Annotated in this window: 27 protein-coding genes; 12 read left to right on the top strand and 15 right to left on the bottom strand. The window is 63.2% G+C overall.

Annotated features, from left to right (window positions below; translation table 11 throughout):
• Positions 1 to 35 precede the first annotated feature (35 nt).
• Positions 36 to 851, bottom strand: coding sequence for an amino acid ABC transporter permease (locus ABIB57_RS17050; RefSeq protein ID WP_354042334.1), 816 nt, complete (start codon positions 849 to 851; stop codon positions 36 to 38).
• Positions 852 to 1,024: 173 nt separating this feature from the next.
• Positions 1,025 to 1,813 (bottom strand): transporter substrate-binding domain-containing protein, encoded by a 789-nt coding sequence (locus ABIB57_RS17045; RefSeq protein WP_354042332.1) that lies wholly within the window; start codon positions 1,811 to 1,813, stop codon positions 1,025 to 1,027.
• A gap of 196 nt (positions 1,814 to 2,009) precedes the next feature.
• On the opposite strand from ABIB57_RS17045, the gene ABIB57_RS17040 reads away from it, so the two are divergent.
• The 3 genes from ABIB57_RS17040 to ABIB57_RS17030 are packed head-to-tail and all read left to right on the top strand — an operon-like array spanning position 2,010 to position 4,167.
• On the top strand, positions 2,010 to 2,381 hold the full coding sequence (locus ABIB57_RS17040; protein WP_354042331.1) for a GntR family transcriptional regulator: 372 nt from the start codon (positions 2,010 to 2,012) through the stop codon (positions 2,379 to 2,381).
• Positions 2,378 to 3,280 carry an ABC transporter ATP-binding protein gene (locus tag ABIB57_RS17035; protein WP_354042330.1) on the top strand — a complete coding sequence of 301 codons (903 nt, stop codon included), beginning with the start codon at positions 2,378 to 2,380 and terminating at the stop codon, positions 3,278 to 3,280. Before ABIB57_RS17040 ends, ABIB57_RS17035 begins: the two co-directional genes overlap by 4 nt.
• Entirely contained in the window at positions 3,277 to 4,167 is an 891-nt protein-coding gene (locus ABIB57_RS17030; protein WP_354042328.1) for a hypothetical protein, read from the top strand. The genes ABIB57_RS17035 and ABIB57_RS17030 overlap by 4 nt, the downstream gene beginning before the upstream one ends.
• Before the next feature lie 142 nt (positions 4,168 to 4,309).
• Here the strand turns inward: ABIB57_RS17030 and ABIB57_RS17025 are convergent, their stop codons facing one another.
• Together ABIB57_RS17025 and ABIB57_RS17020 are read right to left on the bottom strand one after the other, a co-directional pair.
• The gene (locus tag ABIB57_RS17025) at positions 4,310 to 6,541 is read right to left on the bottom strand and encodes an ATP-binding cassette domain-containing protein (RefSeq protein ID WP_354042327.1); all 2,232 of its coding nucleotides are present in this window, start codon (positions 6,539 to 6,541) and stop codon (positions 4,310 to 4,312) included.
• Positions 6,542 to 6,672: 131 nt separating this feature from the next.
• Positions 6,673 to 7,140 carry a MarR family winged helix-turn-helix transcriptional regulator gene (locus ABIB57_RS17020; protein ID WP_354042326.1) on the bottom strand — a complete coding sequence of 156 codons (468 nt, stop codon included), beginning with the start codon at positions 7,138 to 7,140 and terminating at the stop codon, positions 6,673 to 6,675.
• Positions 7,141 to 7,276: 136 nt separating this feature from the next.
• Here ABIB57_RS17020 and ABIB57_RS17015 point away from each other — a divergent pair, with 136 nt between their 5' ends.
• Positions 7,277 to 7,699, top strand: coding sequence for an organic hydroperoxide resistance protein (locus ABIB57_RS17015; RefSeq protein ID WP_354042324.1), 423 nt, complete (start codon positions 7,277 to 7,279; stop codon positions 7,697 to 7,699).
• A 194-nt stretch (positions 7,700 to 7,893) separates the two neighbouring features.
• Here ABIB57_RS17015 and ABIB57_RS17010 read toward each other — a convergent pair whose 3' ends face one another.
• From ABIB57_RS17010 to ABIB57_RS16985, 6 genes are read right to left on the bottom strand one after another with little or no spacing between them, the layout of a single operon-like run.
• Positions 7,894 to 8,262, bottom strand: a complete 369-nt coding sequence (locus ABIB57_RS17010) for a YciI family protein (RefSeq protein WP_354042323.1) — start codon at positions 8,260 to 8,262, stop codon at positions 7,894 to 7,896.
• 17 nt (positions 8,263 to 8,279) lie between these two features.
• Positions 8,280 to 9,056, bottom strand: a complete 777-nt coding sequence (locus ABIB57_RS17005) for an SDR family NAD(P)-dependent oxidoreductase (protein ID WP_354042322.1) — start codon at positions 9,054 to 9,056, stop codon at positions 8,280 to 8,282.
• On the bottom strand, positions 9,053 to 10,048 hold the full coding sequence (locus tag ABIB57_RS17000; protein ID WP_354042320.1) for an ABC transporter permease: 996 nt from the start codon (positions 10,046 to 10,048) through the stop codon (positions 9,053 to 9,055). Before ABIB57_RS17000 ends, ABIB57_RS17005 begins: the two co-directional genes overlap by 4 nt.
• A gap of 60 nt (positions 10,049 to 10,108) precedes the next feature.
• On the bottom strand, positions 10,109 to 11,125 hold the full coding sequence (locus tag ABIB57_RS16995; RefSeq protein ID WP_299723257.1) for a sugar ABC transporter substrate-binding protein: 1,017 nt from the start codon (positions 11,123 to 11,125) through the stop codon (positions 10,109 to 10,111).
• A gap of 49 nt (positions 11,126 to 11,174) precedes the next feature.
• Positions 11,175 to 11,951, bottom strand: coding sequence for an ATP-binding cassette domain-containing protein (locus tag ABIB57_RS16990; RefSeq protein WP_354042319.1), 777 nt, complete (start codon positions 11,949 to 11,951; stop codon positions 11,175 to 11,177).
• Positions 11,948 to 13,114: an ROK family transcriptional regulator gene (locus ABIB57_RS16985; protein ID WP_354042318.1), complete on the bottom strand. Its 1,167-nt coding sequence runs from the start codon at positions 13,112 to 13,114 to the stop codon at positions 11,948 to 11,950. The genes ABIB57_RS16990 and ABIB57_RS16985 overlap by 4 nt, the downstream gene beginning before the upstream one ends.
• A 138-nt stretch (positions 13,115 to 13,252) precedes the next feature.
• Here ABIB57_RS16985 and ABIB57_RS16980 point away from each other — a divergent pair, with 138 nt between their 5' ends.
• The gene (locus ABIB57_RS16980; RefSeq protein WP_354042316.1) at positions 13,253 to 13,858 is read left to right on the top strand and encodes an NADPH-dependent F420 reductase; all 606 of its coding nucleotides are present in this window, start codon (positions 13,253 to 13,255) and stop codon (positions 13,856 to 13,858) included.
• 15 nt (positions 13,859 to 13,873) lie between these two features.
• Here the strand turns inward: ABIB57_RS16980 and ABIB57_RS16975 are convergent, their stop codons facing one another.
• Positions 13,874 to 14,776, bottom strand: a complete 903-nt coding sequence (locus ABIB57_RS16975; protein WP_354042315.1) for a LysR family transcriptional regulator — start codon at positions 14,774 to 14,776, stop codon at positions 13,874 to 13,876.
• 92 nt (positions 14,777 to 14,868) lie between these two features.
• Between ABIB57_RS16975 and ABIB57_RS16970 the strand changes: the two genes are divergently transcribed.
• The 3 genes from ABIB57_RS16970 to ABIB57_RS16960 all read left to right on the top strand — a co-directional run bounded on the left by ABIB57_RS16970 (position 14,869) and on the right by ABIB57_RS16960 (position 18,596).
• Positions 14,869 to 15,762: an aldo/keto reductase family oxidoreductase gene (locus ABIB57_RS16970; RefSeq protein WP_354042314.1), complete on the top strand. Its 894-nt coding sequence runs from the start codon at positions 14,869 to 14,871 to the stop codon at positions 15,760 to 15,762.
• Between the two features lie 221 nt (positions 15,763 to 15,983).
• Complete coding sequence (locus tag ABIB57_RS16965) at positions 15,984 to 17,321, top strand: Nramp family divalent metal transporter (protein ID WP_354042312.1); 1,338 nt, start codon at positions 15,984 to 15,986, stop codon at positions 17,319 to 17,321.
• Between the two features lie 207 nt (positions 17,322 to 17,528).
• Positions 17,529 to 18,596 carry a DUF2793 domain-containing protein gene (locus ABIB57_RS16960; RefSeq protein WP_354042311.1) on the top strand — a complete coding sequence of 356 codons (1,068 nt, stop codon included), beginning with the start codon at positions 17,529 to 17,531 and terminating at the stop codon, positions 18,594 to 18,596.
• Positions 18,597 to 18,831: 235 nt separating this feature from the next.
• Here the strand turns inward: ABIB57_RS16960 and ABIB57_RS16955 are convergent, their stop codons facing one another.
• Positions 18,832 to 19,419, bottom strand: a complete 588-nt coding sequence (locus ABIB57_RS16955; RefSeq protein ID WP_354042309.1) for a TetR/AcrR family transcriptional regulator — start codon at positions 19,417 to 19,419, stop codon at positions 18,832 to 18,834.
• Between the two features lie 73 nt (positions 19,420 to 19,492).
• On the opposite strand from ABIB57_RS16955, the gene ABIB57_RS16950 reads away from it, so the two are divergent.
• A complete protein-coding gene (locus ABIB57_RS16950; protein ID WP_354042308.1) occupies positions 19,493 to 19,900 on the top strand; it encodes a VOC family protein in 408 nt (135 codons plus the stop codon).
• Between the two features lie 37 nt (positions 19,901 to 19,937).
• Here ABIB57_RS16950 and ABIB57_RS16945 read toward each other — a convergent pair whose 3' ends face one another.
• Positions 19,938 to 20,543 (bottom strand): hypothetical protein, encoded by a 606-nt coding sequence (locus tag ABIB57_RS16945; protein ID WP_354042307.1) that lies wholly within the window; start codon positions 20,541 to 20,543, stop codon positions 19,938 to 19,940.
• Between the two features lie 114 nt (positions 20,544 to 20,657).
• Here ABIB57_RS16945 and ABIB57_RS16940 point away from each other — a divergent pair, with 114 nt between their 5' ends.
• Both ABIB57_RS16940 and ABIB57_RS16935 read left to right on the top strand, forming a co-directional pair.
• Positions 20,658 to 21,095: an Rrf2 family transcriptional regulator gene (locus tag ABIB57_RS16940; RefSeq protein ID WP_354042305.1), complete on the top strand. Its 438-nt coding sequence runs from the start codon at positions 20,658 to 20,660 to the stop codon at positions 21,093 to 21,095.
• A 3-nt stretch (positions 21,096 to 21,098) separates the two neighbouring features.
• Complete coding sequence (locus ABIB57_RS16935; RefSeq protein ID WP_354042304.1) at positions 21,099 to 21,989, top strand: NAD(P)/FAD-dependent oxidoreductase; 891 nt, start codon at positions 21,099 to 21,101, stop codon at positions 21,987 to 21,989.
• A gap of 150 nt (positions 21,990 to 22,139) precedes the next feature.
• On the opposite strand, the gene ABIB57_RS16930 is transcribed toward ABIB57_RS16935, so the two are convergent.
• Positions 22,140 to 23,162 (bottom strand): aldo/keto reductase, encoded by a 1,023-nt coding sequence (locus ABIB57_RS16930; RefSeq protein ID WP_354042302.1) that lies wholly within the window; start codon positions 23,160 to 23,162, stop codon positions 22,140 to 22,142.
• Between the two features lie 105 nt (positions 23,163 to 23,267).
• Between ABIB57_RS16930 and trhO the strand changes: the two genes are divergently transcribed.
• Positions 23,268 to 24,290: an oxygen-dependent tRNA uridine(34) hydroxylase TrhO gene (gene trhO, locus ABIB57_RS16925; RefSeq protein ID WP_354042442.1), complete on the top strand. Its 1,023-nt coding sequence runs from the start codon at positions 23,268 to 23,270 to the stop codon at positions 24,288 to 24,290.
• Here trhO and ABIB57_RS16920 read toward each other — a convergent pair.
• Complete coding sequence (locus ABIB57_RS16920; RefSeq protein WP_354042301.1) at positions 24,287 to 25,063, bottom strand: LytTR family DNA-binding domain-containing protein; 777 nt, start codon at positions 25,061 to 25,063, stop codon at positions 24,287 to 24,289. The genes trhO and ABIB57_RS16920 overlap by 4 nt on opposite strands.
• Between the last annotated feature and the right edge of the window lie 20 nt (positions 25,064 to 25,083).

Below are 25,083 nucleotides of genomic sequence, written 5' to 3'. Positions count from 1 at the left end.
CGATAGATGGGCAGTCGTGGGCGCTGCGCAAGGGATCACCGCTGCCGGCCGCGCAAATGGCGTTCCAGCAGCCGCACCAGCAGCGACAGCGAAATGGTCATGGTGAGGTAGAGGAACGCCACCACGTTGTAGGTTTCGAAGAACTTGAACGTGCCCGAAGAATAGACCTTGCCCAATTGGGTAATGTCCTGGACGCCCAGGGCCGAGACCAGCGCCGAATCCTTGATCATCGAGACGAAATCGTTGGCCAGCGGCGGCAGGATGGTGCGCAGGGCCTGCGGCGCCACGACGAAGCGAAACGTGTTCCAGCGCGACAGGCCAAGCGCGCGCGCCGCTTCAACTTGCCCGCGATCGACGGCCTCGATGCCGGCGCGAAAGATTTCAGCGATGAACGCCGAGTAGCACACGGTCAGCGCCAAAATCGCGCGCCAGACGAAATCGAAATCGCGGATGGTCATGACCTCAAGCCAACCGAGCTGGACCAGAGGATTGAGCAGCACATTGATGGCGGAGACGAACCAGGGCGCGCCCACGAAGGCGACGTAGAACAGGAAGACCAGCACCGGAATGCCGCGGATGATCTCAACATAGAAGGTCGCGATCTCGCGCAGTACGCGGCTCTGAGAGGTACGTGCCAGCGCCACCAGCAGGCCGAGCACGATGGCCGCCACGAAGGCGAAGAAAGCCACCCAGAGCGTGGTCACCACGCCGCCGGCCAGTGCCCGGAAAATCTGCGAATAGCCGGCATCGGCCGTGATGGCCCAAAGGCCGACCACGAACAGCAGCGCGATGGCCAGGAGCCACCAGGGGGTTCGGGAAATGATCGAGGGTTGGCGAGGGCTATAGGTCAATTGGGCGTATTCCACGTTGCGGGCCGCAACCGCGGAACGGCGCCTCCCCCGCGACGGGGGAGGTTGGGAGGGAGTTGGGGGCCACGATCCGGGATCAGGGCCAAGCATACCCCCACCCTTGGTCCCTCCCCGCAAGGCGGAGAGTGTCGAGTGAGGCATTGGGACGAACGGTATTATTGGGCAGCGTTGTAGTCGTAGAACCACTTTTTCTGCAGACTATCCATGGTGCCATCAGCCTTGATGGACGCAAGCGCCGCATTGATCGGGGCGATCAAGTCTGACCCCTTGGTCAGGATGAAGCCAAAATCCTCGCTGCCGAGCGGACCGCCGACGACTTTGAATGCACCCGGATTGGCGCCGATATAGCCGTTGGCCGAGGTCTTATCCATCAGCACCGTATCGACATCGCCCGACTGGAGCGCCGAGACCGACGCACCAAACGTGTCGAACAGCTTGATGCGCGGATTGGCCTCATCGCCATCGAGCACCGAATAAACGGCGGTATAGAAATTGGTGGTACCGGCCTGCGCGCCGACCAGGAATTCGGCATTGGCGGCAAAGCTGACATTGTCGGTGAACCGTGTCTCGTCAGCCCGCACCAGCATGAGCTGTTCGGAGGTCAAGTATGGCTCGGAGAAGTCGATCTGCGCCTTGCGCTCGTCATTGATGGTGATGCCATCCATGCCGATATCGAACTGGCCGTCGCGCACCGCCTGGATCATCACGTCCCAGCTCGAAAGCTGCCAGTCGACTTTAGCATTGAGACGCTTGGCGATCTCGTTGACGAGGTCATATTCCAGCCCCACGCCCTGCCCGGTCTTGGGATCGGCAAAATTCAGCGGCACATAGGCATTTTCGGTGACCGCCACGATGGTGCGACCGGCCAGATCGGGCAGGGCCTGCGCCTGGGCGGAAATAGTGCCGAGCAGGATAGCGGCGGCGGCAATGAACTTCGACTTCATGAGATGGCAGGCTCCGGGACGCTCTTTGGCCCGACAATAGACAGGCCAGGCGGGCTTTGGGAATGGGATTGTTGCAAAATCCCTCCCGTCTCCGCTCCCATTGTGCCGGCACCCCGCTTTGGCGCCAGCGCCACAAACCCGCTTGACAGGCAATATTAGTGTGCTACAAAACCACCACACTACAAGAGCAAGCCACATGGATGACTTTCATACCAGCCAGCCGATCTTCGTGCAGATCCGGCAACGGCTTATCGAAATGATCCTGCGCGGAGCGGTGGGCGAGGGCGATGCCCTGCCATCGGTCCGCCAGATCGCGGGGGAGCTCTCGGTCAACCCGCTGACCGTCACCAAGGCGTTCGAAGCCCTGGTGGATATCGGCATCGTCGAAAAACGCAGGGGCCTGGGCATGTTCGTCAAAACCGGAGCGCGCGATCAGTTGCTCGCGCATGAACGCGAAAAATTCCTCACCGAAGACTGGCCGCGCATCGCCGCACAGATTGCCGCGCTCGAACTCGATGCCACCACGCTCCTGGCCAAGGTGCCAGCCAAACAGGGTCCACAGCAATGACCGACATGTCCAACATCACCGTGCCGCCGATCGTCAGCGCCCACGGCCTCAAGAAGTCCTTCGGCCGCAAGGAAGTCCTGCATGGCCTGGATTTTGAAATTCCCCCCGGCCGCATCTATGGCGTCATCGGCCATAACGGGGCCGGCAAGACCACCATGCTCAATGCCATGCTGGGCCTGACCAATTGCGAGGGCACCATCCGCGTGCTTGGCGAGGACCCGTTTGCTCGCCGCGCCCACCTGATGGAAAACGTCGCCTTCATCTCGGACGTGGCCAGCCTGCCGCGCTTCCTGCGGGTACGCGAACTGTTCGCGCTGCTCTCCAATATCCATCCCAACTTTTCCCAGGCCAAGGCGCAGAGCTTCCTTGAAGGCACCGACCTCAAGCCGGACCTCAAGATCAAGCATCTCAGCAAAGGCATGATCGCCCAGCTCCACCTCGCCGTGGTCATGGCCATCGACGCCAAGCTGCTGGTTCTCGACGAGCCGACCCTTGGCCTCGACATCACCTATCGCAAGCGCTTCTACCGGCGCCTGCTCGAAGACTACATGACCGAGGAGCGCACCCTGATCATCACCACCCACCAGGTGGACGAGATCGAGTTCATGCTGTCCGACATCATGTTCATCCGCGATGGCTCGATGATCCTGCACATGCAGATGGAGACCGTGAACGAGAAGTTCACCCAGCTCGTGGTCAATGATCCCACTAAGCAAGCTCCGGCACGCGCGCTGGGCCCGGTCTACGAGGAAACCCGCTTCGGGCAGACCGTGATGATCTTCGATGGCGTTCCCCGCAGCCAGCTCGAGGGGCTGGGCAATATCTCGACCCCGACCCTCAGCGACCTTTTCGTCGCGCTGATGCAGCGCCCGACCGCCAATCCGGAGACCGCCAAATGAAGGCCTTCGTCGCCCTCGTCCACCGCGAACTGATCGAGCATCGCGGCGCCTTTCTCATGGCGCCGCTGATCCTGGTCGCGGTCATGTTCGTGCCGACGCTGATTTCGTTTGCCACCGGCCGTGTCGATGGCCGTTTCACCGGCTACCTGTTCGCCGCCGCGCCCACGCGCATCTACGAATTCGGTTTCCTCGCCTTCGGCGCCGCCTGGTGCGTCTACCTTATTGGCGTGCTATTCTTTTATGCCGCCGATGGCTTTTCGGCCGACAAGCGCAACAATGCCATGTTGTTCTGGAAGTCGATGCCGGTTTCCGATTTCAAGATGCTGCTGGCCAAGCTGACCGCGACGCTGACCATCCTTCCGGCCACGATCTACGCCACCGCTTTGCTCAGCGCCCTGTTGCTGTTCGCCATCGCCTTCGTCTCCTCCACGCTCGGCGGCGTTGGTGGCATGGCCCTCCTGGGCAATATCGCCCTGGTCTATGTGCAGATCGCGCTCAGCCTGGCTTTGGTGCTGGTCATCGGCCTCCTCTGGTATCTGCCGTTCACCGGTCTGGTCGGCGCCATGGCGACCGTGGTCGGCCGCTGGGCCATTCCGCTCTCCCTGCTGCTGCCGGGCCTGGTGGCGGTGGCCGAATGGGTGGTGCTGGGCGGTCTCAGCCCCGTCCACACGCATACCTGGCGATACCTGTCCTATCGCGCCGATTTCCAGGTCAGCCAGGGCTATATCGAAAACTGGTTCACCACCGAGGCACCGTTCAGTTTTACGACCTTTGCCAGCGACCTAATTGCCCGCACGGACTGGGTGCAGACCGGCTTGGGGGCCGTCTTCGCAGTGGTGGTGATTTACTTCGCCAGCGAATATCGCCGCCGCGTGAATGATAACTGAGCCTTGCTCACCTCTCCCTTCGGGGGAGAGGTCGGCTCGCTCTTGCGAGGCGGGTGAGGTGGCCTTTGCCGGTTGAGGTGCCTGCGGAAGGCCCCCTCACCCGACGCTGCGCGTCGACCTCTCCCCCAAGGGAGAGGTGAAGTTACCCCCGCCCCGCCAACGCCCGTCCCGTTAGCCCCTTATCCTTGCTCAGCTCCTCGGGCGTCCCCTCGAACACTACCGTGCCGCCATCCTGACCGGCGCCCGGCCCCATATCGATCACCCAATCCGCCCGCGACACCACGTCCAGATTGTGCTCGATCACGATCACCGTGCTCCCCGCATCCACCAGCCGGTCGAACAGCCCGATCAGCGTATCCACGTCATGCATGTGCAGGCCCGTGGTCGGCTCGTCCAGCACATAGATATTGCCCTTCTTGCCCAGCTCCGCCGCCAGCTTCAGCCGCTGCCGTTCGCCGCCCGACAGTGTCGAGAGCGGCTGCCCCAGCGTCAAATAGCCCAGCCCCACATCATCGAGACCCTTGAGAATCTTGGCAATCGCCGGCTCGGTGAAGAACGCCACCGCCTCGTCCACGGCGAAACTGTAGACATCGCTGATGGTCTTGCCGCGCAGATGATATTGCAGCACCTCTTCGGTGAAGCGTTTGCCCTCGCAGGTCTCGCAAACGCTGGCGACCGGGTCCATATGCGCCAGGTCCGTATAGATCACCCCCAGTCCCTTGCAGTCGGGGCAGGCGCCCTTGGAATTGGCCGAAAACAGTGCCGCCTCGACGCCATTCTCCTTGGCGAAGGCCTTGCGCACTGTGTCGAGGATGCCCGTATAGGTCGCCGTGTTGGAACGCGTCGAGCCGCGACTGAGGTTCTGGTCGATGATCACCGTATCGGGATAGGCCTTGGGCAAACACCCCTGGATCAGCGATGATTTCCCCGATCCAGCCACCCCCGTCACCGCCGTCAAAACCCCGCGTGGAAGCTTGACCGACACGTCCTTGAGATTGTTGAGCTTGGCGCCCTTGATCTCCAGCACACCATCGCTCTTGCGCAGCTTGGTCTTGAGGGGCTGGTATTTCTTCATGTGATTGCCGGTCAGGGTGCCGGAGGTGAGCAGCCCCGCATAATCGCCCTGATAGACGATCTCGCCGCCCTTGCTGCCGGCGAACGGGCCCATATCCACCACATGGTCGGCAATGGCGATCATGTCGGGTTTATGCTCGACGATCAGCACCGTATTGCCCTTGTCGCGCAATTGCTGCATCAGCCTGGCCAGCCTTCCGACATCATGGGGATGCAGGCCCACGCTCGGCTCATCGAAAACATAGGTAATGTCCGTCAGCGACGAGCCGAGATGGCGCACCATCTTGACCCGCTGGCTTTCCCCGCCCGATAGCGTCGAGCTCTCCCGGTCCAAACTCAGATAACCCAGGCCGATAGTGACCAGGTTCTCCAGCCGCAGCGCCAGTGCATTCAGCATCGGCCCCACGCTCTTGGCATCAACCCAGACCGCCAGGTCCGACACCTGCATGGCCGAGCATTCGGCAATGTTCCGGCCATTGACCCTGCTGCCCAGCGCCGCCGCATTCAACCGCGCGCCGTGGCAGGCCGGACACGTCGCCCGCGTGAAAATCCGGTCGTACTCCACCCGCACATGCGGCTGCAGGCTTTCGGGGTCCTTGCTCCCCAGCCCCTTCTTGAGCTTGGTGACAATCCCCTCATAGGTCAGCCCGATCTTGCCAACCTTGATCTTGCGACCGTCATCGAGATTGAACAAGTTCTCCCGCTCCTCGGCGGTGAACTTGGCGATCGGCTTGTCCATGTCGAACAGGCCGGAGTTCTTGTAGATCTCCCAATACCAGGTATCGACGGCGTAATCCTTGGGCAGCAGCGCGCCGGCATTGAGCGATTTGGACTCGTCGATCACTGCGGACATAACCATCGCGGCCACCTGCCCGATGCCTTCGCAATCGGGGCACATGCCGCGCGGATCGTTGTAGGAATAGAGCCCCGGCGAGCCCAGCCGCGGTTCCCCCAGCCGCGAAAACACCACCCGCAGCATCTGCGCCGCATCGGTCACGGTGGCTACGGTCGAGCGCGAATTGCCGCCCAGTCGTTGCTGGTCGACGATGATCGCCGCCGAGATGTTTTCCAGAAGGTCGGCGTCCGGCTGCCCGTAATGGGGCATGAACTGCTGCACGAAGGCCGGATAGGTCTCGTTGATCAGCCTTTGGCTTTCCGCCGCGATGGTGCCGAACACCAGCGAGCTCTTGCCCGATCCCGAAACCCCGGTGAACACCGTGATCGCCCGCTTGGGAATATCCAGCGACACGTTCTTGAGGTTGTTCTCCCGCGCCCCGCGGATCAGAATTGAACCAGACATGCCGTGTCCCTGCTCTGCTTGCTCATGACGCAATGATGCTGGCCCTGCCGACCAACGGCAATTGCCTGCCCTGATGACGACGGACGGCAGGCAGTTTCGACATGCGGCGCGATTTTATTTGCGCGTCAGGCTTATGCGTCTGCTCGGGCCGCTGCCATCAGGTTACTGCGCAGATTGCTGATGCCTTTTTGCAGGATGGCGAACTCGTCCCGGTTCAGTCCCGAGGCCTTGGCGGTCACCGCGGCAAACGGAATGCCCTTTTCGCGCGCCAGCCGTCCCGCTTCGGTCAAGCTGATGCGCACGATCCGCTCATCCTCGACCCCTCGCGTCCGCGTCACATAGCCCATCGCCTCCAGCCGCTTGAGCATCGGCGTCACCGTGCTGGGTTCGAGGAACAGGCGATCGCTCAGCCCCTTGACGGTCTGCCCATCGTCTTCCCACAGCGCGATCAGCGCAATGTATTGCGGATAGGTCAGCCCCAGCGCCTCCAGCACCGGCTTATAGACGCGCGAGAAGGCCAGATTGGCCGAATAGATCGAAAAGCACAGGAAATCGGAGAGTGGGCTGGCCTCCCCAAGGCTGGTTCTGACGGCACTCATGGCTGCCTCCTGGCGAAATAATTATCGCAATAAGCATTTTCTCGCTTGTACGTCCGGCGAGGCTGTGACACAAGCTGCATCACGATAATGATTATTACGATAATTAAGTAGTCAACCGAACCTGAAGGACAATACCATGACCATCACCGCCATCGAAAAAGTCATCTATACCGCCAAGACCCACACCACCGGCGGCCGCGACGGCGCCTCGGCCAGCTCCGATGGTCGTCTCGATATCAAGCTGTCTACGCCCGGCGGCAATGGCACCGGCACCAATCCGGAGCAGCTGTTCGCGGCTGGTTGGTCGGCCTGCTATATCGGCGCGCTCGGTGGCGCTGCCCGCGCCCTCAAGGTGAGCTTGCCGCCCGACCTGAGCGTCGATACCGAAGTTGATCTCGGCACGAATGCCAACGGTTATCAGCTCCAGGCCCGCCTCAACGTCAGCCTGCCGGGTCTGGATGCCGAGACCGCCCGCAAACTGGTCGACGCCGCGCATGAAGGCTGCCCCTATTCCAAGGCCACGCGCGGTAATATCGATGTGACCATCAATCTGGTTTGATGTTCGTCTCGTCGCTGCAATCGGCAAGCCCCGAGCTGCTCCCTCCCCCTTGAGGGGAGGGCTGGGGGTGGGGTGTCGAAGCCTCCGCGCCCCATCACTTTGCATTCGGCACCTTGATGCCACGACACCCCCACCCTAACCCTCTCCTCAAGGGGGAGGGTTAGGGTGGGGGCTCTCTGACCGGCGGCTGCCCGCTAAGCCAGCGCCGCCCCGGGCACATAGAGCATCACCGGCCGGATTTCATAAACCGCGGTGGGATTGGCGCGCCGCAAATCTCGCGCCGCCGCAATCGCGTCTTCGATACTGGGGAATTGCACTACATAAAAGCCGAGCAACTGCTCCTTGGTTTCGGCAAAGGGGCCGTCGGTGACCGTGCCGGCGCCCTTGCCGCGCAAGGTCACGGCGCCCTGGGTGGGGCCAAGCCGTGCGGCCGGTCCCAACTGCTTGTTCGCGACCAGCCGATCGTTGACCTCGAGCAGGTCGACCATCAGTGCCTTGTCTTCTTCCTCGGTCCAGGACTGGACCACGCCCTCTTCGTGATAGGCCAGAATGGCGTAATACATGCATCGTCCTCCGCGGCTTAGACGCCCGTTGGGACGATCCTAAAATCATTACCTTCGGGCAGCAACTGCCCGCCATCCACCACGATCGTGGTGCCGGTAATATAGCTGGCCTCGTCCGAGGCCAGGAACAGGAACGCGTTGGCGACATCGCGCACGCTGCCCAGCCGGCCCAGCGGAATCGCCGCCACCATTGAGGCAATATGGGCGTCGCCACGATGCTCCTGCATGCCCTCGGTCATGATATTGCCCGGCTCGACGCCATTGACGGTGATGCCGAACCCCGAAAATTCCAGCGCCGCCGAGCGGATGAACCCATTGATCCCCGCCTTGGTGGCCGAATAATGCCCATGGCCGGGGCTGGTTACATGCGGCCCGGTGATCGATGAGGTAAAGAGGATGCGCCCGTAACCCTGCGCCCGCATCGGCTTGAGCGCGGCCTTGGCGGCGTGGAAACTGCCGCGTAGGTTCACCCCCATCACCCGGTCCCAATCGTCGGACGAGGTGTCCTCGATCAACTGCCACGGATAGATACCGGCATTCTGTACGATAATGTCGAGTCGGCCGAACTTCGACAGCGCCAGCCCCACCGCCGCCTCGGCATCCACCATTTTGGAGATATCGGTATGGATGAACTGCGCGCCCAGCTCGTCGGCAGTCTTGCGTCCGGCGGCTTCCTCCCAGTCGGCCAGCACCAGGTTGGCACCTTCCTCGGCAAAGCGCTCCGCAATGCCCTTGCCGATGCCCTGCGCCATGCCGATGATGAGCGCGGTTTTCCCCGCCAGCCGTCCGGTCATGCCAGTCTCTTTCGAATAGTTTGCTTGAGCGTATCGAGCAGCACTGCCGCCAGCACCAGCAGCCCATGGATGACCTGGGTATAATGCGCCGGCAGGCCCATCAGGTTGATCGCCGTATTGATCGAGGACAGCAGCAGCACGCCCGCATAAACCCCCGGCAGCGCCCCGACGCCGCCCTTGAGGCTGACGCCGCCGATCACCACGGCCGCAAAGGCGTTGAACAACAGGCCGGTGCCCAGATTGGCGGTGGCCCCCGAAGTGCGGATCGCCAAAATCCACCCCGCCAGCGCCGCGATGGCGCCCGACAGCACGAAGGCGATCATCAGCACCTTGTCGACCTTGATGCCGGCACGGAAGGCCGCGGCCTCATTGCCGCCGATCATGATCAGATGCCGTCCGAACCGGGTCTTGGCCATCATGAACGAGAAGCCGACAAAGCACAGAATAGCGATGTAGGCCGTCAGCGGAATGCCCAAGAAGCGCTGGATGCCCAGAAACCGCAGGTCCGGTGCCAGGTTCTGCGCCGAGCGTCCGCCCGAGGCGGCCACGACAAGGCCACGCACCCAGATGTAGCTCGATAGCGTCACGATGAACGCATTCATCTTGATCTTGATCACCAGATAGCCGTTGAGCGCGCCGATGACTGCGCCGACGGCGAGGCCGATCACCAGCGACACCGGCACCACCAGCCAACCCGGCGTCAGCGTGATCCCCATGCCGATGCCGGACGATGCGAACAGGATGCCGGTCGCCATCGCGCTCAGCGCCGCGACCGATTCCACCGACAGGTCCATGTGCCCGGCGATGATCACCAGTGCCAGCCCGATCGACATCACCCCCAACACGCTCGATTGCTCGATGACGTTGGCGAAAATGCCCGGCTGGAAATAATTCGGAATGGTGGCCGAGAAGATCGCCAGCACGGCCAGCAGCATGAACCAGACGAGATTATCGAGGACGAATTCGAGCACTTTGCGTTGGCGTGGCGGCATCGCGGACTCATCTGATTGAGAATGGGGGCTCCTCCCGCGAACGGGAGGAGCGGATGGCGATTACGGGACCGAGGTCACCGGCGTTGCGGGCGGCTTGAGATTGCCCCAGAACGACGGATCATCGACATTATCCTTGGTGATCGCGGCGCCTGGGATTTTGATGGTCGGTCCCCAGGCCTCGTCGGTAACCGTCGACTTCAGGCCAAGCACGTCGTATTCGCCCGGCTCGATTTTGGTCTTGGCCACGATCTTATCCATGAACATCGCGATGGCGGCGGCCTGGGCGTAGAGCGGCTGCTCCACTTCCACCTGCATCCAGCCCTGACGGATCAGGTCGAGCGCCACCGGCGCCCCGTTCGAGCTCATCACATAGACCTCGCCCGGCTTCTTGCCGGCCGCTTCCAGCGAGGCAACGGCTGCCACGGAGAGATGAGCGGCATGGCTGAAGACGATGTCGATATCGGGATTGGCCAAGAGCTGATCCGACACGATGGTGCCGGCATTGCTGGCTTCCCACTGCATGGCGGGCTGGCTGATGATGGTCACTTCGGGGAACTTGGCCATGCGCTCCTCAAAACCCTTCTGGATGTCGAGGGTGTATGGATCCCCGGGATCGCCCAGCACCTGCAGCACCTTGCCCTTCACCGAACCATTCTTCTCGGTCAGCAGGCGCTGCACCTGCTCGGCCGCCACATAGCCGATCTCCACCGTGCCCGCCACCGAGGTGAAGTCCGACATGGTCGAGGAAATCTGCCGATCGAATTCGACCACTGGAATGCCGGCTGCGCGGGCGGCCTCCACGGACGGGGCCAGCGCGTTGAAGTCCACGGCGGCCAAAATGATCGCCTTGGGCTTGAGCGCGATGACGTCGTTCATCTGGCTCTGCTGCAAGTCGGTCTTGTTGTCGGCGTTGAGCGTGGTCACGCTATAGCCAACCTGCTTGAGGAACATTTCGATCGCGCTGACCGAGCCGGTCTGGAACTCATCGATCAGGGTGGGGACCATGTAGTAGACTTTGCCCTTGTCCTGGGCATAGGCGGGGTGCAGCAAGGCGGCCATACCGGCCAGGAGAACCATGCCGTATTTCAACAAGTGTCTCAATTCGTCGCTCCTCTGAACCGGAATTCTACTGCCCCGCGCCCATGCCCGGTCCGGCACCGGCAAGGGTCTCGCCCGTGATCATGCCGATCACTGCGTCCGCGTTTGTCTGTTTGCGTGGCACGTCGCCCGCCACTACGCCCTGGCGGATCACCACCATGCGGTCGGCGACCTGAAACGCCTGCTGCATGATGTGGGTGATGATAACCACCCCGATCCCTTGCGCCGCCACCTGCCGGATCATCTCCAGCCCACGCTTGGTCTGCTCGACGCCGAGGGCCGCGAATGGCTCGTCCAGCAGCACCAGCTTGCCGCCCCAATGCACGAACCGATTGAGCTCGATTGCCTGGCGCTGGCCGCCCGACAGATGCTCCACCTTGGTGCGCAATGACGGAATGCGGGTGCCGGCGCTGGCCATCGCCTTGGCGACCTGCTCCTCCATGCGTTTTTCATCGAGCACCTGAATGCCCATGATGGACTTGGTCAGCTCGCGGCCCATGAAGAAATTGGCCACCACGTCCACATTGGTGCACAGCGACAGGTCCTGGTAGACCGTCTCGATCCCCGCCGCCTTGGCCTGCGACGGTGACTTTGGCCGGAACTCCTTGCCCTCGAAGGTCATGCTGCCGGAGGTGGCCTCGAGCCCGCCGGAGATGATCTTGACCAGCGTCGACTTGCCCGCGCCATTATCGCCCAGCAGGGCGATGACCTCGCCCTTGGCAATGGAAAACGACACGCCCTGCAGGGCCTGCACGGCACCGTAGTTCTTGGTGATATTGTCGAGGACGAGCAGGTTTTCGGTCATGCGGCCATTCCGTTGCTGAACGGATCGCGCTTGCGCACGCGATCGGATGAGATTGCCAGCTCCTGCCGGGGTGACAGCACCCCGGACACGGCCAAAGCCGCCGCGCCGCGCAACACCGATTGGTGCCCCACCGAAGCGATGACCCGGGGCGTGGTGCGGTCGTAGCGACTGGAAATGGATGTGGGCAGGCTGCCGGTCGTTGCCACGAGCGCTTGGATCAGCTCGTCCGGCGCGATGCCACCGAGCACGATCGTCTGCGGATCGAACAGGTTCTCGATCGTCCGCACGGCGCCGTGGAAGATCGGCGTCACCGCCGCCACCCATTCCGCCGGGCTCTGCCCCCTGGGCCGATTGCTGAAACTGTCGAGCGACAGATAGCGCTCCAGGCACCCCGCATTGCCGCAGGGGCAGGGCAGCCCGCCCGGCACCGCCGGGATGTGGCCGATTTCGCCCGCATTGCCCCAGGCGCCACGCACCGGCAGGCCGTCCTGCATCATGGTGCCGCCCAGGCCCACGCCCAGGTGTAGATAATAGAACTGCGCCATCCCCGCGCCTTCGCCATAAAGCCGCACGCCCACCGCCGCGGCCACCGTATCGACCGCGATGAACGCCGGGAGTTTGGAAACTTCCTCCAGCCGCGCCCGCACCGGCACGCCGGACCAGCCGTCCAGCGTGGTCGGTCCGACAAAGCTCATGGCCTGCACATCGAACGGACCGGGCATGGCAAAGCCGACACCCAATATGCGCCCGTCAGGACGCAGCGCCCGCATTTCGGCGACCAGTTCGGCGATCAGCCGGAAGGCATCATTGGGGGTGGGATGCGGATGACTGCGCGCCGCACTGCCCAGCATGTCGCCGACGAGATTCAGCAGAGCGGCATCGACCCCGAGCGGCGTTACCGAAATGCCGATGACATAGCCGCCATCCGGATTGAGATGCAGCGTCGTCGGTGGCAGCCCGCGCCCCTTGGGTTTCTCGCGCACCGACAGCAGGTAACCCTGCTCTTCCAGTTCGCGCACGATGGTGGAAACCGTCTGCACGGTCAGCCCGACCCGCTCGGCGATATCGCCGCGCGTTGCCGCCCCGTCACTACGGATGCACTCGAGCACGATGCGCCGGTTATACGGCCGCGCCTGCTCCTGATTTGTGCCCCTCAACACCATGCCAGTCCCTCCAAGGCCGAGACTTGCACCGGGGATTTATTATGTCAAATGGATTTCAAAAATGCTTGTCTCCCAACGAGGATGTGGAACGCCCGCCGCCGTGACGTGTTGGTGAGTGCAAACCGAAGGAGGTCGATCATGCGATTTGGTGTCATGGGTACAGGACAAGTCGGCAGCACCATTGCGGGCAAGCTGGCCGCATTGGGTCACGATGTCATGCTGGGCTCGCGCGAGCCCGGTGGCAAGAACGCCAACAAACTCGGCCTGAAAGTGGGCACTCACGCAGAAGCGGCTCGCCACGGCGAATGGATCGTCGATGCCATGCCGGGCGAACACGCCATAGAGAGCCTGCGCGGCTGCGATATCGATGGCAAAATCCTCATCGATATCGGCAATTACGAGTCAGCCGTCGACCAGCCCATCATCACCCCACTGGGTGAAGCAATTCAGGCCGCGTTCCCAAAAGTGCGGCTGGTCAAAACCCTCAACAGCGTCAGCGCCCACCTGATGGTCCACCCCGCCAGCCTCGGCGCTGCGCACAGCGTCTTTATCGCCAGCAATGACGAGGCTGCCAAAGCCGACGTCACCGAACTGCTACGCGCTTTCGGGTGGCAGAACATCCTAGACCTTGGCGACCTCACTGCCTGCCGCGCCATGGAGCAGTTGGTTCCGATGTGGATGCGGCTCGAGAAGCTCTATGGGGGTCCCGATTTTAACCTCGCTGTCGCCCGGCCTCCGACCTGAATAGTTGCGTCGGGGCTACTCCGCCGATGCCTTGATGAAATCCACGAAGGCCCGCAGCGGGGCCGGCACCAGGCGGCGTCCGGGATAGTAGAGAAACGGCCCCGAAAACCGCTGCCACCACGGCTCCAGCACAGGTTCGAGGGTGCCGCTCTGGAAATGGGGGCGCAGCCAATCCTCAAACAGCCCCACAATGCCGCCGCCCGCTATCGCGACGTCGACGGCCAGGTCGCTGCCGCCGCCGGCCTGCACGATCAGCGGCCCGGTGGCATCGATCCGCACGACCTCGCCATCACGATGGAATTCCCACGGCGCCATCGCCCGGCCGGAAAAGCGACTGCGCAGGCAGGCATGATCCAGCAGGTCGCGCGGATGCTGCGGCCGCCCGTGGCGATCGAGATATTTGGGTGCCGCGCCAAGCGCATAACGCTGGGTGCGCGGCCCGATCGGCACCGCGATCATATCCTGCTCCAGCCGCTCCTCGTAGCGAATGCCAGCATCGCAGCCCACGGCCAGCACGTCGACAAAGCCTTCCTCGGTGATGATTTCCAGCCTGATATCGGGATAGGCGGCGAGGAATGGCGGCACGATCCGCGGCAGCACCAGCCGCGCCGCGCTGCCCGGCACATTGAGGCGCAACAGACCTGCCGGCCGGTCGCGAAAGCCGTTGACCACGTCGAGTGCCGCTTCCACTTCGTTCAGGGCCGGGCTCAGGCGGTCCAGCAGGCCCTGCCCGGCTTCAGTGGGAACCACGCTGCGCGTCGTGCGGTTAAGCAACCTCACACCAAGCTGCGTTTCAAGCCGCCGCACTGCCTCGCTCAACGCGGAGGCGCTGCCACCACTGGCGCGGGCGCCCTCGCGAAAACCACCGGCCCGCGCCACGGCCACGAAGGCATTCAGATCGCCCAGATCGGTTTTCATTGTTCGCTCTTCCGCACAACCCGTGCCGATTGTGTCCGGTTATCGAAAACAGATGCAACCTCTATCTATGGCGTCCTTTCCAGGAGATCCTCATGTCCAGCATCGAATCCAGCATCGAAAAATCCGGCACATTCCCCCTCGGCGGCCGCAGTGTGAAGCGGCTCGGCTACGGCGCCATGCAGCTTGCCGGTCCCGGCGTTTTCGGCCCGCCCAAGGATCGTGACGGGGCCTTCGCCGTGCTGCGCGAAGCCATCGCCCAGGGCGTCGACCACATCGACACCAGCGACTTTTATGGCCCGCACGTCACCAACCAGATTATCCGCGAGGCGCTGGCGCCCTATTCGGACGAGCTGGTCATTGTCACCAAGATCGGCGCGCTGCGCGGCACCGACGGCTCATGGAATCCCGCCTTCGCGCCCGAACAACTGACCCAAGCGGTGCATGACAACTTGCGCAATCTCGGCCTCGACGTGCTCGACGTCGTCAACCTCCGCGTCATGTTCGACACTCACGGTCCCGCCGAAGGCTCGATCGAGCCGACCCTCACCGTCCTCGCCGATCTGCAACGGCAGGGCCTGGTGCGCCATATCGGCCTGAGCAATGTCACCGCCACCCAGGTCGCCGAGGCGCAGAAAATCGCCAAGATCGTCTGCGTGCAGAACCAATACAATCTGGCCCATCGTGGCGACGACGCGCTAATCGACGATTTGGCGCGGCAGGGCATCGCCTATGTGCCGTTCTTCCCGCTTGGCGGCTTCAGCCCGCTGCAATCCTCGAGCTTGTCCGACGTTGCCCAGCGCCTTGGCGCTACGCCCATGCAGGTCGCACTGGCCTGGCTGCTGCGGCGCGCGCCCAATATCCTCTTGATCCCCGGCACCTCATCGGTCACGCATCTGCGGGAAAACCTCGCCGCAGCCGATCTCGACCTGACGGCTGATACCATGGCTGCTCTGGACGGCGTCGCGGCGAGCGCCAACGCGGCCTGACCGTCTCATCGTCATCGCAGATACAATCTGCAACCTTATCGGCCCTTCGACATTGCAGTTGCAAATCATTTGCAACTGCAATACTTATGTCGCAGAGCCGGTTTGGAGTTTTCGATGCATCGCCGTAGATTTGCCGTCCCGGGCCTGGTCGCCCAGCCTGCCGTCGAAGCCTTCTCCTCCCGCCAAACCACCATCATCGCCCGTTCGATCGCGGTGGCGCCATGACCATTGAAGCGCGCGCGCCAAAAGTATTCTCCGGCTGGAACCAGGGCCGTGGCGAGGCCTCGCTGGCCGATGTGCATCGCACCGTCAAGGTCAGCGGCAATGTGTGGCGCCGCGCCGCCGCCTTTGTGGGCCCCGGCTATCTGGTCGCCGTCGGCTATATGGACCCCGGCAATTGGGCGACCTCGCTCGCCGGCGGCTCCAAGTTCGGCTATGCGCTGCTGACCGTAGCGCTGGTGTCCAACATCATGGCCATCGTGCTGCAATCGCTCTGCGCCCGCCTCGCCATAGCGTCCGGCCGCGATCTCGCCCAGGCCTGCCGCGATGCCTTCCCGCGCCCCGTGGCCTGGGTGCTATGGGCCATGGCGGAACTGGCCATCATCGCCACCGACATTGCCGAAGTCGTCGGCACCGCCATCGGCCTCAACCTGATTTTTGGCATTCCGCTGGAAATCGGTGTGCTGATCACCGCCCTCGACGTGTTCCTCATTCTCTACCTGCAGCGTGTCGGCTTCCGCTGGGTCGAGGCGCTGGTGGTGGCCCTGCTCGCCGTCATCGCCGCCTGCTTTATCGTCCAGATTGCCATGGCCGATCCGGTCTGGGGCGATGTCATCCGCGGCTTCGCGCCGACCACCGAAATCGTTACCAATCCCGAAATGCTCTATCTGGCGCTCGGTATTCTGGGCGCCACCGTCATGCCGCATAATCTCTACCTGCACTCCGGCATCGTGCAGACCCGCGACTATGGCAATTCCATTCCCGAGAAGAAGGAGGCACTCAAGTTCGCCACCATCGACTCCACCGTCGCGCTGATGTTCGCGCTCTGCATCAATGCCGCCATCCTGATCCTGGCCGCCGCCACCTTCCACGCCGCCGGCCAGACCAATGTGGCCGAACTGGGCGAGGTTCATAGCCTTCTGGCCCCCATGCTTGGCCTCGCCATTGCGCCCACCCTGTTCGGTATCGCGCTGCTCTGCTGCGGCATCAATTCGACCGTGACGGCTACGCTGGCCGGCCAGATCGTCATGGAGGGCTTTCTCAATATCCAGCTCGCCCCCTGGCTGCGGCGGCTGATCACCCGCGCCATCGCCATCATTCCGGCGGCAGCGGTCACCATCTATTTCGGCGAAAGCGGCACGGCGCAATTGCTGATCCTGACCCAGGTCGTGCTCAGCCTGCAGCTTTCCTTCGCGGTATTCCCGCTGGTCATGTTCACCGCCGACAAGACCAAGATGGGCGCCCTCGTCGCCCCGATCTGGCTCATCGCCATCGCCGTGTTCATCGCCGTCGTCATCGCCGCGCTGAACGTGAAACTGCTCTACGACTTCGTGCTTTAGGTGGAGGCTCCGCGCACCCCCACCCAACCTCCCCCTGGAAGGGGAGGAGCCTGACGGCGTATTGAACTGGATCGAGTTCCAGGAGTGGCGCGGTCCCTCCCCCTGTCAGGGGGAGGCTAGGTGGGGGTGGCGGGCTGCCCCAACCCATCCCCTTTATCCCCACGCCACGCCCTCGCCCTAGACTCTCCGCCACAACCGGAGACTCCCATGGACGAAACTTCCCGCCTCAGCCTGCCCTTCATCATGCCCCAACAGGCACAAAAGCATGTGACCCACAACGAGGCGCTGCAGGCGCTCGACGCCCTCGTGCAGCCCGTCGTTGAATCTCGCACCATCGCCACGCCACCAACTACCCCCCTGCTCGGCGATGCCTATATCGTCGGACCGTCCGCGACCGGCGCCTGGTCCGGCCACGACAATGAGATTGCCGCCTTCCAGGCCGGCGCCTGGCTGTTCTACGATCCCGCTCCGGGCTGGCAGGTTTACGCCAGGGCCGAACACGCCATCCTGGTGTTTGATGCCGGCGCCTGGAGGGCCCTCGCCTCCAACGGCAGCGCGGGCATTCCAACCCTGGGCATCAATACCGGGGCCGACAGCACCAATCGCCTCGCCGTGGCGGCCGCCTCCAGCCTCTTCACCCATGCGGGCAACGGCCACCAGGTCAAGCTCAACAAGGCGGCCTCCGGCGATACCGCCAGCCTGCTCTACCAGACCGGCTATTCGGGCCGCGCCGAAATGGGCTTGATGGGCGACGACTTTTGGCGCCTCAAGGTCAGCGCCAATGGTTCGAGCTGGTTCAACGCCATGACGGTGGACAATGCCACGGGCGGCATCACCCTCGTGGCTCCGCTGCGTCCCGCCACCGACAATGCCATCACGCTTGGCGCCAGCGGCGCGCGCTGGTCCGCGGTCTGGGCCGCCACCGGCACCATCCAGACCTCGGACGCGCGGCAGAAAACCGATATCGTGCCGTCCGATCTTGGCCTCGATTTCATCCTGGCATTGCAGCCGGTGTCGTATCGCTGGCTGGTCGGCGGCAACGAGGATGGCACCGCGCGTCCCGGCCGCCGCACCCATTACGGGTTGCTGGCCCAGCAGGTCAAAGCCGTGCTCGACACACTCGGCTGCGCCGATTTCGCCGGCCATGTGCAGGCCGACCCACTCGACCCCGAAAGCGAGCAGGGTCTTCGGTATGACGCCTTCATCGCCCCCCTAATTGCCGCCGTGCAGGAGCTGACGAAGCGGGTTGAGGGGTTGGAATTGGCATCGCAGTAGGCTTGGTCCGACCTAAGTCGTCACCCTCCCAATGAGGCACCAAGCCTCCCACCCACCGACCTTCCCCCGGACTTGATCCGGGGGCCACTCTCAACCCGGCACAAGGGACGAGAGACCCGCGGATCAAGTCCGCGGGAAGAACCGAGGGTGGGGAATTTTTCCGCAGCAAACGATACCCAGGCGTGACGTCGCTCGCTTCACCTCTCCTCTCCCCCGGAGGCAGAGGTGAAGCAGTCTAAATCTTCAGTCCCCGGATCAGCGCCTTGATGCTTTTCCGATAGCCCGGCAGCTCCTCCGCATTCGCCAGCGCCGCGCGGTCGAACATCGTATTCAGCAGGTGCGCCAAGGGCAGGACCGGCAGGTCGCGGATCGACTTGGCATTGATCGCCTCGCTCACCCCCTCGATCAGCGTACGCAGCCCATAGCGCGCATTGATGGCGTCCAGTGCCTCGCGCCCCAATACGGCTGGCGCATCGATCAGCAGGATCTGCCGCCGCCCGGCATCCTGCATGGCGGTGAGAAAGGCGTCGCCGCCCTCGATCAGCGCCTTGACGGGCCCCGGCTCGTCCTCGCTTTCACTGGCGGCGTTGATCGCCATGGCGAGCAATGCGTGCTCCTCCTCCACCACGGCTGCGAACAGCGCCGCCTTGTCGGCAAAATGGTGGTAGAGCGCGCCGCGCGTCAGGCCCGCAGCGGCCACGATTTCCGGGGTGCCCGTGCCCACATACCCCTTATCGGCAAAGCATTTTCGTGCCGCCGCAAGCAGTGCCCGAATGGTCTCGGTCCGCCGTTCCTCCTGCGTCCGCTTCAAACCCTCTTGCATAAAAACACTCTGTATGTAAAAACTAGATACACACAGTTTGTAATTTATAGAGCGCTAACGCAAGGAGACTTTGATGAACCTGACCGGTAGCTATCCGGTGCTGCTCGTGGCCGATGTCGCCCCCATTGCGGCCTTCTACCAAACCCATTTCGGCTTCGAGGTCGTCTTCGCCAGTTCCTGGTATGTACATCTGCGCGCCACCCACACCGGCGGCACCGTGGAACTGGCGATCATGGACTACCGCCACGACACGATCCCGCCGGCCGGCCGGCACAAGACCAGCGGGCTACTGCTCAGCTTCGAGGTTGCCGACGCGGCGGCCGAATATGCCCGCCTCGCCCCCAACGTGACCGTGTTGCAGGCCTTGCGCGACGAACCCTTCGGTCAGCGCCACTTCATCTGCGCCGACCCCAATGGCGTGCTGCTCGATGTGATCACCCCGATCGAGCCTGATCCGGAATGGCTGGCCGCGCAGTCATAGGGGGCCGACATCGCACTGCCGACGCCGGCACCAGCGGTTAGGGGCGCTGCGTCAGGCCGGCGACGTCGGCCGCGTTGAAGTGCAGCGTGATGTCCGCCTCCCGCGATGGGTCGATGACGCCACCGACATATTGGCGCTGCTTGAGCGCCATGGTCTGCGCCGCCGCGTCATAGGACAGGTAGAGATAGTCGAAGCAGTCGTCGGTATTGCCGCTCTGGTTGGCATAGACCTCGGCGCGCAAGGCATCCAGCGCGCGCCCGCCAATCACGCTGCCGTCGGTACGGTTGACGGCGCGGGTCGAGGGCACTTTGTCATAACCGTATTCGCACAGCAGCTTGTCGTCGAACTGAGCCTTGTCGACAAAGCTCACGTCGGTGTCGCTGTTCCACGCATTGGTGGATTCGTAGACCACGCCCTCGGGGCCGCTCGCCACGTTGAGATAGATTTCGGCCCAGTCGCAGGTGTCGCTGTCCTCGTTGTAGCACCAGATTTCCGCTTGCCGCATCAGTGCCTGCACATCCTCGACATGCACCGGCTTGCCGGATTTATAGGTGTTGGAAATCGCTTCGGGCGACGGATCGATGGCAAAGGCCGGGCTGACCAAAGCCAGCAGCGCGGCGGCGGCAAGAAGCAGGTTTTTCATCGGAACTCTCCCCGAGGCAGTGTTGATCCAATCTAGCCCAAACGCCCCATAGGCGGAATTGCGCTTCGGCAATCAGGGTTGACGAATGCGCATGAATGTAACATTAACAGTTACATGAAACGCTCCGCCCGACTTTCCGTCGCCCTGCACGCACTCGTTCACCTCGTGGACAAGCCCGAGGCGATAACATCCACCATCCTGTCTGAATGCCTGATGACCAACCCGGTCGTCGTGCGCCGCGTCATGGGCGAGTTGCGCGAGGCGGGCATCGTTTCCTCGGCCAAAGGCCATGATGGCGGCTGGCGGCTGACGCGCGCACCCGGCGAGGTGTCGCTGCAGGATGTTCACGCCGCCTTGGGCGAAACCCTGCTGCTGCGCGCCGAAAGCGATCCCGGCGATACCGCCTGCACCATCGTGCGCACCGTCGATCGCGTCATGACCGATTTTCTCGCCGATGCCGAAGCGCTGCTCGCGGCTCGGCTCAAGCGCATTTCCCTGGCCGATCTGGCGCGCAACAGCGCCCACGACCACAAGACCATTCCCGGAGTTTGAACAATGGACCACGTCCTCGTCATCGGCGGCAGCTTTGCCGGCCTGTCGGCAGCTTTGCAATTGGTGCGCACCGGCCGCCGCGTCACCGTGCTCGATACAAAACTGCCCCGCAACCGTTTTGCCCATGCGGCCCAAGGCCTTTTGGGTTTCGATGGCGTCAGCCCCTGGGACATCCGCCAGAAGGGCGAAGCCAATGTGCTGGCCTATCCCACCGCCAGCATTGTCGAGGCCAAAGCCGTGTCCGCTCGGATCATCGAAGGCGGCTTTGCGGTCACCGATGAGGCGGGCACGGAGCGGCAAGCCCAGCGCCTCATTCTCGCCTATGGCCAGACCGACGTGATGGTGGACCTTCCCGGCTTTGCCGAATGCTGGGGCAATACCGTAGTGCCGTGCCCCTATTGCCACGGCTACGAAGTCGCCAATCAGCGGCTGGGCCTGCTGTATTCCAGCGCCATGTCGCTGCACGGCGCCAATTTGATCCGCGATTGGAGCGACCGCATGACGCTGTTCACCGATGGCAATGACATCCCCGATGACGAGCGCCACAAGCTCGCCCAGCGTGGCATTGCGCTGGTGGAGGGCAAGGTCGCCGAACTGGCGCACACCAATGGCAAGCTCAGCGCCGTCGTGCTGACCGATGGTGCGCGCGTCGAACTCGACACGCTGTTCGCCCACACCCGTAGCGCGCCGTCGTCCAACCTGCACCAGGCCCTGGGCCTCGAAACGGTCGACGGCCCGATGGGTCCGTACATCAAGATCACCGACAGATACGAAACCAGCCTCACTGGCGTCTATGCCGCAGGCGACAGCGCCAACCTGATGCCCAATCTCAACTTGGCCCTCGCCAGCGGCGCCATGGCCGGCGTGATGTGCCATCAGTCGATGCTGGGGTAGGGGCACCCCTTCCTCACCTCGCCCCTCCGGGGAGAGGTCGGCTCGCTCTTGCGGGCCGGGTGAGGGGGCCTTTACTGGGTGAGGTGCCTGTCGAAGGCCCCTCATCCAGTAAAGGCCCCCTCACCCGCAAGGCGAGAAGGAAGAGAGAACCTACCAGCGCGGCTTATGATCCAGTTGCGCGCCCGCCGTCGCCGCGTCGATTGCGGCAATTTCTTCCGCGCTCAGCTTGAGATTATTCAGCACGCCCAGATTGTCCTTGAGCTGATCGAGCGTGCGCACGCCGATCAGCGCCGAAGTCATTTCGGGACGCCGCAGCACCCAGCTCAGCGCCAGTTGCACCATGGATTGCCCACGGCTGCGGGCGATGGCACCGAGCTTCTCCACAGCGTCGAGCACGCGCGGCTCGATCGCATTGGCGCGCAAGGAGCCGTTTGGATCTTCCGCCCGCGTGCCCTCGACCGCGCCCTTATTGTATTTGCCGCTCAACACACCCTGCGCCAGCGGCGAAAACGCGATCACGCCGATGCCAAGCTCGCCGCAGGCGTCGATGGTGTTGTCGTTCTCGAACCAGCGATTGATCATCGAATAGCTCGGCTGGTGGATAGTCGTCGCCACCCCCATGTCCTTGAGGATGCGATAGGCCTCGCGCGTCTCCTTCTCGGGGTAGCTGGAAATGCCCACATACAGCGCCTTGCCGCTGCGCACGGCCTGCGCCAGCGCGCCCATGGTTTCTTCCAGCGGCGTCTCGGGGTCGAAGCGGTGCGAATAAAAAATATCCACATAGTCGAGCCCCATTCGCTTGAGGCTCTGGTCGAGGCTCGCCATGAGGTACTTGCGGCTGCCGTGGTCGCCATAGGGTCCCGGCCACATCGTATAGCCGGCCTTGGTCGAAACGATCATCTCGTCGCGATAGGGCCGGAAATCGCGCGCCAGCACCTGCCCGAACAGCTCCTCGGCCGAACCGGCGGGCGGACCGTAATTGTTGGCCAGGTCGAAATGCGTCACGCCGGCGTCGAACGCATGACCGAGGATTTCCATGGCGCTGGGATAGTCGCGGGTGCCGCCGAAATTCTGCCACAGCCCCAGGCTCACCACGGGCAGCTTCAGCCCGGATTTGCCCGAAGCGCGATATTGCATGGTGTCATAGCGTGCGGTATCGGACCGATAGGTCATGGTGTGCCTCTCAAAGGTTTGACGGTGATGGCTGGCAAGCCCCCGCTTGGCGCGGGCCGCGGCCTGATGCTAGAAGCGGGCGCTATGCACCCGATCCAATTTGATATGAGCGCCAATCTGCCCCAAGCCGAGCTACCATACAAGGTCATGGCGCTCTATAAATTCGCCGATCTGCCCGATGCCGCAGCGCTCCAGCCGGTGCTCGCCAAATTCTGCTGCGCCCGCGATATCAAGGGCACATTGATCCTGGCGCCCGAAGGCATCAACGGCACCGTCGCCGGCACGCCTCACGCTATCGAGGCGCTCGCGCACTATTTGCAGACCGATAGTCTCTTCGCCAATCGCCTCGACGGCGCCGAGATCAAATACTCGTCCGCCGCCACCATGCCCTTCCTGCGCATGAAGGTTCGCCTCAAATCCGAAATCGTTACCTTGCGCGCGCCCGAAGCCAATCCCGCCAAAACGGTCGGGACCTATGTGCAGCCGAAAGACTGGAATGCGCTGATCGAGCGCAATGACGTCGTCCTCGTCGATACCCGCAACGACTACGAGGTCGGGCTGGGCACCTTCACCAAGGCGCTCGATCCGGCGACGAAGAGCTTCACCGAGTTCAAGGATTTTGTCGCCCAAAACCTCGATCCCGCCCGCGACAAGAAAGTCGCCATGTTCTGCACCGGCGGCATCCGTTGCGAAAAGGCCTCGTCCTACCTGCTCAGCCAGGGTTTCGAGGAAGTCTTCCACCTCAAGGGCGGCATTCTGGGCTATCTCGAACAGGTCCCCGAAGCCCAAAGTCGCTTCGAGGGCGAATGCTTCGTCTTCGACGAGCGTGTCTCGGTCGGCCATGGCCTGGCGCTCGGCGATGCCACCCTCTGCCGCGCTTGCCGCCATCCGCTGACCGCCGAAGACCGCGCCGATCCCGCCCACCGGGACGGCATTTCCTGCCGCCACTGCGCCGGCGACATCCAAAAGCACGCCGCCGCTGCCGAACGCCAACACCAGATCGATCTCGCCAAAGCCCGGGGCACCGACCATCTCGGCGACGCCGCCCACGCCATGGCCCGCGCCAATAAAGCCGAAAAGCTTGAGCGCATCGAGGCCGACCGGGCCCGTGCCAAGGCGCGCTCCTAGATCAGCAGGCCTGCCTCCTTGGCCGCCGGCATGAAGCTGCGGCTCACCGGCAGGCGCGTACCATTGTGCAATTCCAGCGCCACCTTGCCATTGGCGCGCACCACCTGCCGCACCGCGTCCAACGCCACCCAATGGCCCCGATGAATCTGCAACCCAATGACGTTGCCAGTCTCCCGCATTGCGTCCGACAGGCGCATCAGCACCAGTCCATGCCCCTTGTCGGTCACGACATCCACGTAATGATCCGAGACCGACAGATGCAGCAGCTTGCCGCGCTGCGGATGCGCTAGCCGCTGCAGGATTGGCGGCGGCTCCGGCGCTGCCGGCAATGCGATAGGCGCTACCGGCTCGGTGCGCGCCATCACCACCATCATTGCCGCCATGGCGCCAGATACCACCAGGCAATAAAACCATAGCCGCAGCGGCGGCACCTGCACTCCGGGCGAGGCGATCAGCGTCACCCCATAGGCCACGATCCACGCCGGAACGCTGCTGACGAGGCTCGCCACCACGACGCGCTGTACCGGGTGTTGGACCCGGCTCGCCAACACAGTCAGCGTCACGCGCGCCACCGCCCGGCTGCTTACGAAACTCAGCACCACGATGGCCAGCCAATAGAGCAGCCGCCCCGGCAGGTCGAACTGGCTGAGCGTATCGAAGGGGCCCGAAATCGCCAGCACCACACTGGCCGCCGCCATGCCGGTCAGCGCCCGCGGCGAGCTCAGGCTGGCCTGCATTTCACGCAGCGCAGAATGCAGGGGCGGTTCGTTCACGTACTGGGCTTTCGTTTTGC

Origin of the sequence: Devosia sp. UYZn731, from assembly GCF_040546795.1 — a bacterium.
Lineage (GTDB): Bacteria > Pseudomonadota > Alphaproteobacteria > Rhizobiales > Devosiaceae > Devosia.
This window is presented reverse-complemented; position numbering and strand designations above follow the sequence as displayed.

Bases quoted from the DNA above. Each gene is read 5' to 3' on its own strand.
- ABIB57_RS17045 (WP_354042332.1), bottom strand. From the start codon at position 1,813: ATGAAGTCGAAGTTCATTGCCGCCGCCGCTATCCTGCTCGGCACTATT.
- ABIB57_RS17040 (WP_354042331.1), top strand. From the start codon at position 2,010: ATGGATGACTTTCATACCAGCCAGCCGATCTTCGTGCAGATCCGGCAA.
- ABIB57_RS17035 (WP_354042330.1), top strand. From the start codon at position 2,378: ATGACCGACATGTCCAACATCACCGTGCCGCCGATCGTCAGCGCCCAC.
- ABIB57_RS17030 (WP_354042328.1), top strand. From the start codon at position 3,277: ATGAAGGCCTTCGTCGCCCTCGTCCACCGCGAACTGATCGAGCATCGC.
- ABIB57_RS17025 (WP_354042327.1), bottom strand. From the start codon at position 6,541: ATGTCTGGTTCAATTCTGATCCGCGGGGCGCGGGAGAACAACCTCAAG.
- ABIB57_RS17020 (WP_354042326.1), bottom strand. From the start codon at position 7,140: ATGAGTGCCGTCAGAACCAGCCTTGGGGAGGCCAGCCCACTCTCCGAT.
- ABIB57_RS17015 (WP_354042324.1), top strand. From the start codon at position 7,277: ATGACCATCACCGCCATCGAAAAAGTCATCTATACCGCCAAGACCCAC.
- ABIB57_RS17010 (WP_354042323.1), bottom strand. From the start codon at position 8,262: ATGTATTACGCCATTCTGGCCTATCACGAAGAGGGCGTGGTCCAGTCC.
- ABIB57_RS17005 (WP_354042322.1), bottom strand. From the start codon at position 9,056: ATGACCGGACGGCTGGCGGGGAAAACCGCGCTCATCATCGGCATGGCG.
- ABIB57_RS17000 (WP_354042320.1), bottom strand. From the start codon at position 10,048: ATGCCGCCACGCCAACGCAAAGTGCTCGAATTCGTCCTCGATAATCTC.
- ABIB57_RS16995 (WP_299723257.1), bottom strand. From the start codon at position 11,125: ATGGTTCTCCTGGCCGGTATGGCCGCCTTGCTGCACCCCGCCTATGCC.
- ABIB57_RS16990 (WP_354042319.1), bottom strand. From the start codon at position 11,951: ATGACCGAAAACCTGCTCGTCCTCGACAATATCACCAAGAACTACGGT.
- ABIB57_RS16985 (WP_354042318.1), bottom strand. From the start codon at position 13,114: ATGGTGTTGAGGGGCACAAATCAGGAGCAGGCGCGGCCGTATAACCGG.
- ABIB57_RS16980 (WP_354042316.1), top strand. From the start codon at position 13,253: ATGCGATTTGGTGTCATGGGTACAGGACAAGTCGGCAGCACCATTGCG.
- ABIB57_RS16975 (WP_354042315.1), bottom strand. From the start codon at position 14,776: ATGAAAACCGATCTGGGCGATCTGAATGCCTTCGTGGCCGTGGCGCGG.
- ABIB57_RS16970 (WP_354042314.1), top strand. From the start codon at position 14,869: ATGTCCAGCATCGAATCCAGCATCGAAAAATCCGGCACATTCCCCCTC.
- ABIB57_RS16965 (WP_354042312.1), top strand. From the start codon at position 15,984: ATGACCATTGAAGCGCGCGCGCCAAAAGTATTCTCCGGCTGGAACCAG.
- ABIB57_RS16960 (WP_354042311.1), top strand. From the start codon at position 17,529: ATGGACGAAACTTCCCGCCTCAGCCTGCCCTTCATCATGCCCCAACAG.
- ABIB57_RS16955 (WP_354042309.1), bottom strand. From the start codon at position 19,419: ATGCAAGAGGGTTTGAAGCGGACGCAGGAGGAACGGCGGACCGAGACC.
- ABIB57_RS16950 (WP_354042308.1), top strand. From the start codon at position 19,493: ATGAACCTGACCGGTAGCTATCCGGTGCTGCTCGTGGCCGATGTCGCC.
- ABIB57_RS16945 (WP_354042307.1), bottom strand. From the start codon at position 20,543: ATGAAAAACCTGCTTCTTGCCGCCGCCGCGCTGCTGGCTTTGGTCAGC.
- ABIB57_RS16940 (WP_354042305.1), top strand. From the start codon at position 20,658: ATGAAACGCTCCGCCCGACTTTCCGTCGCCCTGCACGCACTCGTTCAC.
- ABIB57_RS16935 (WP_354042304.1), top strand. From the start codon at position 21,099: ATGGACCACGTCCTCGTCATCGGCGGCAGCTTTGCCGGCCTGTCGGCA.
- ABIB57_RS16930 (WP_354042302.1), bottom strand. From the start codon at position 23,162: ATGACCTATCGGTCCGATACCGCACGCTATGACACCATGCAATATCGC.
- trhO (WP_354042442.1), top strand. From the start codon at position 23,268: ATGAGCGCCAATCTGCCCCAAGCCGAGCTACCATACAAGGTCATGGCG.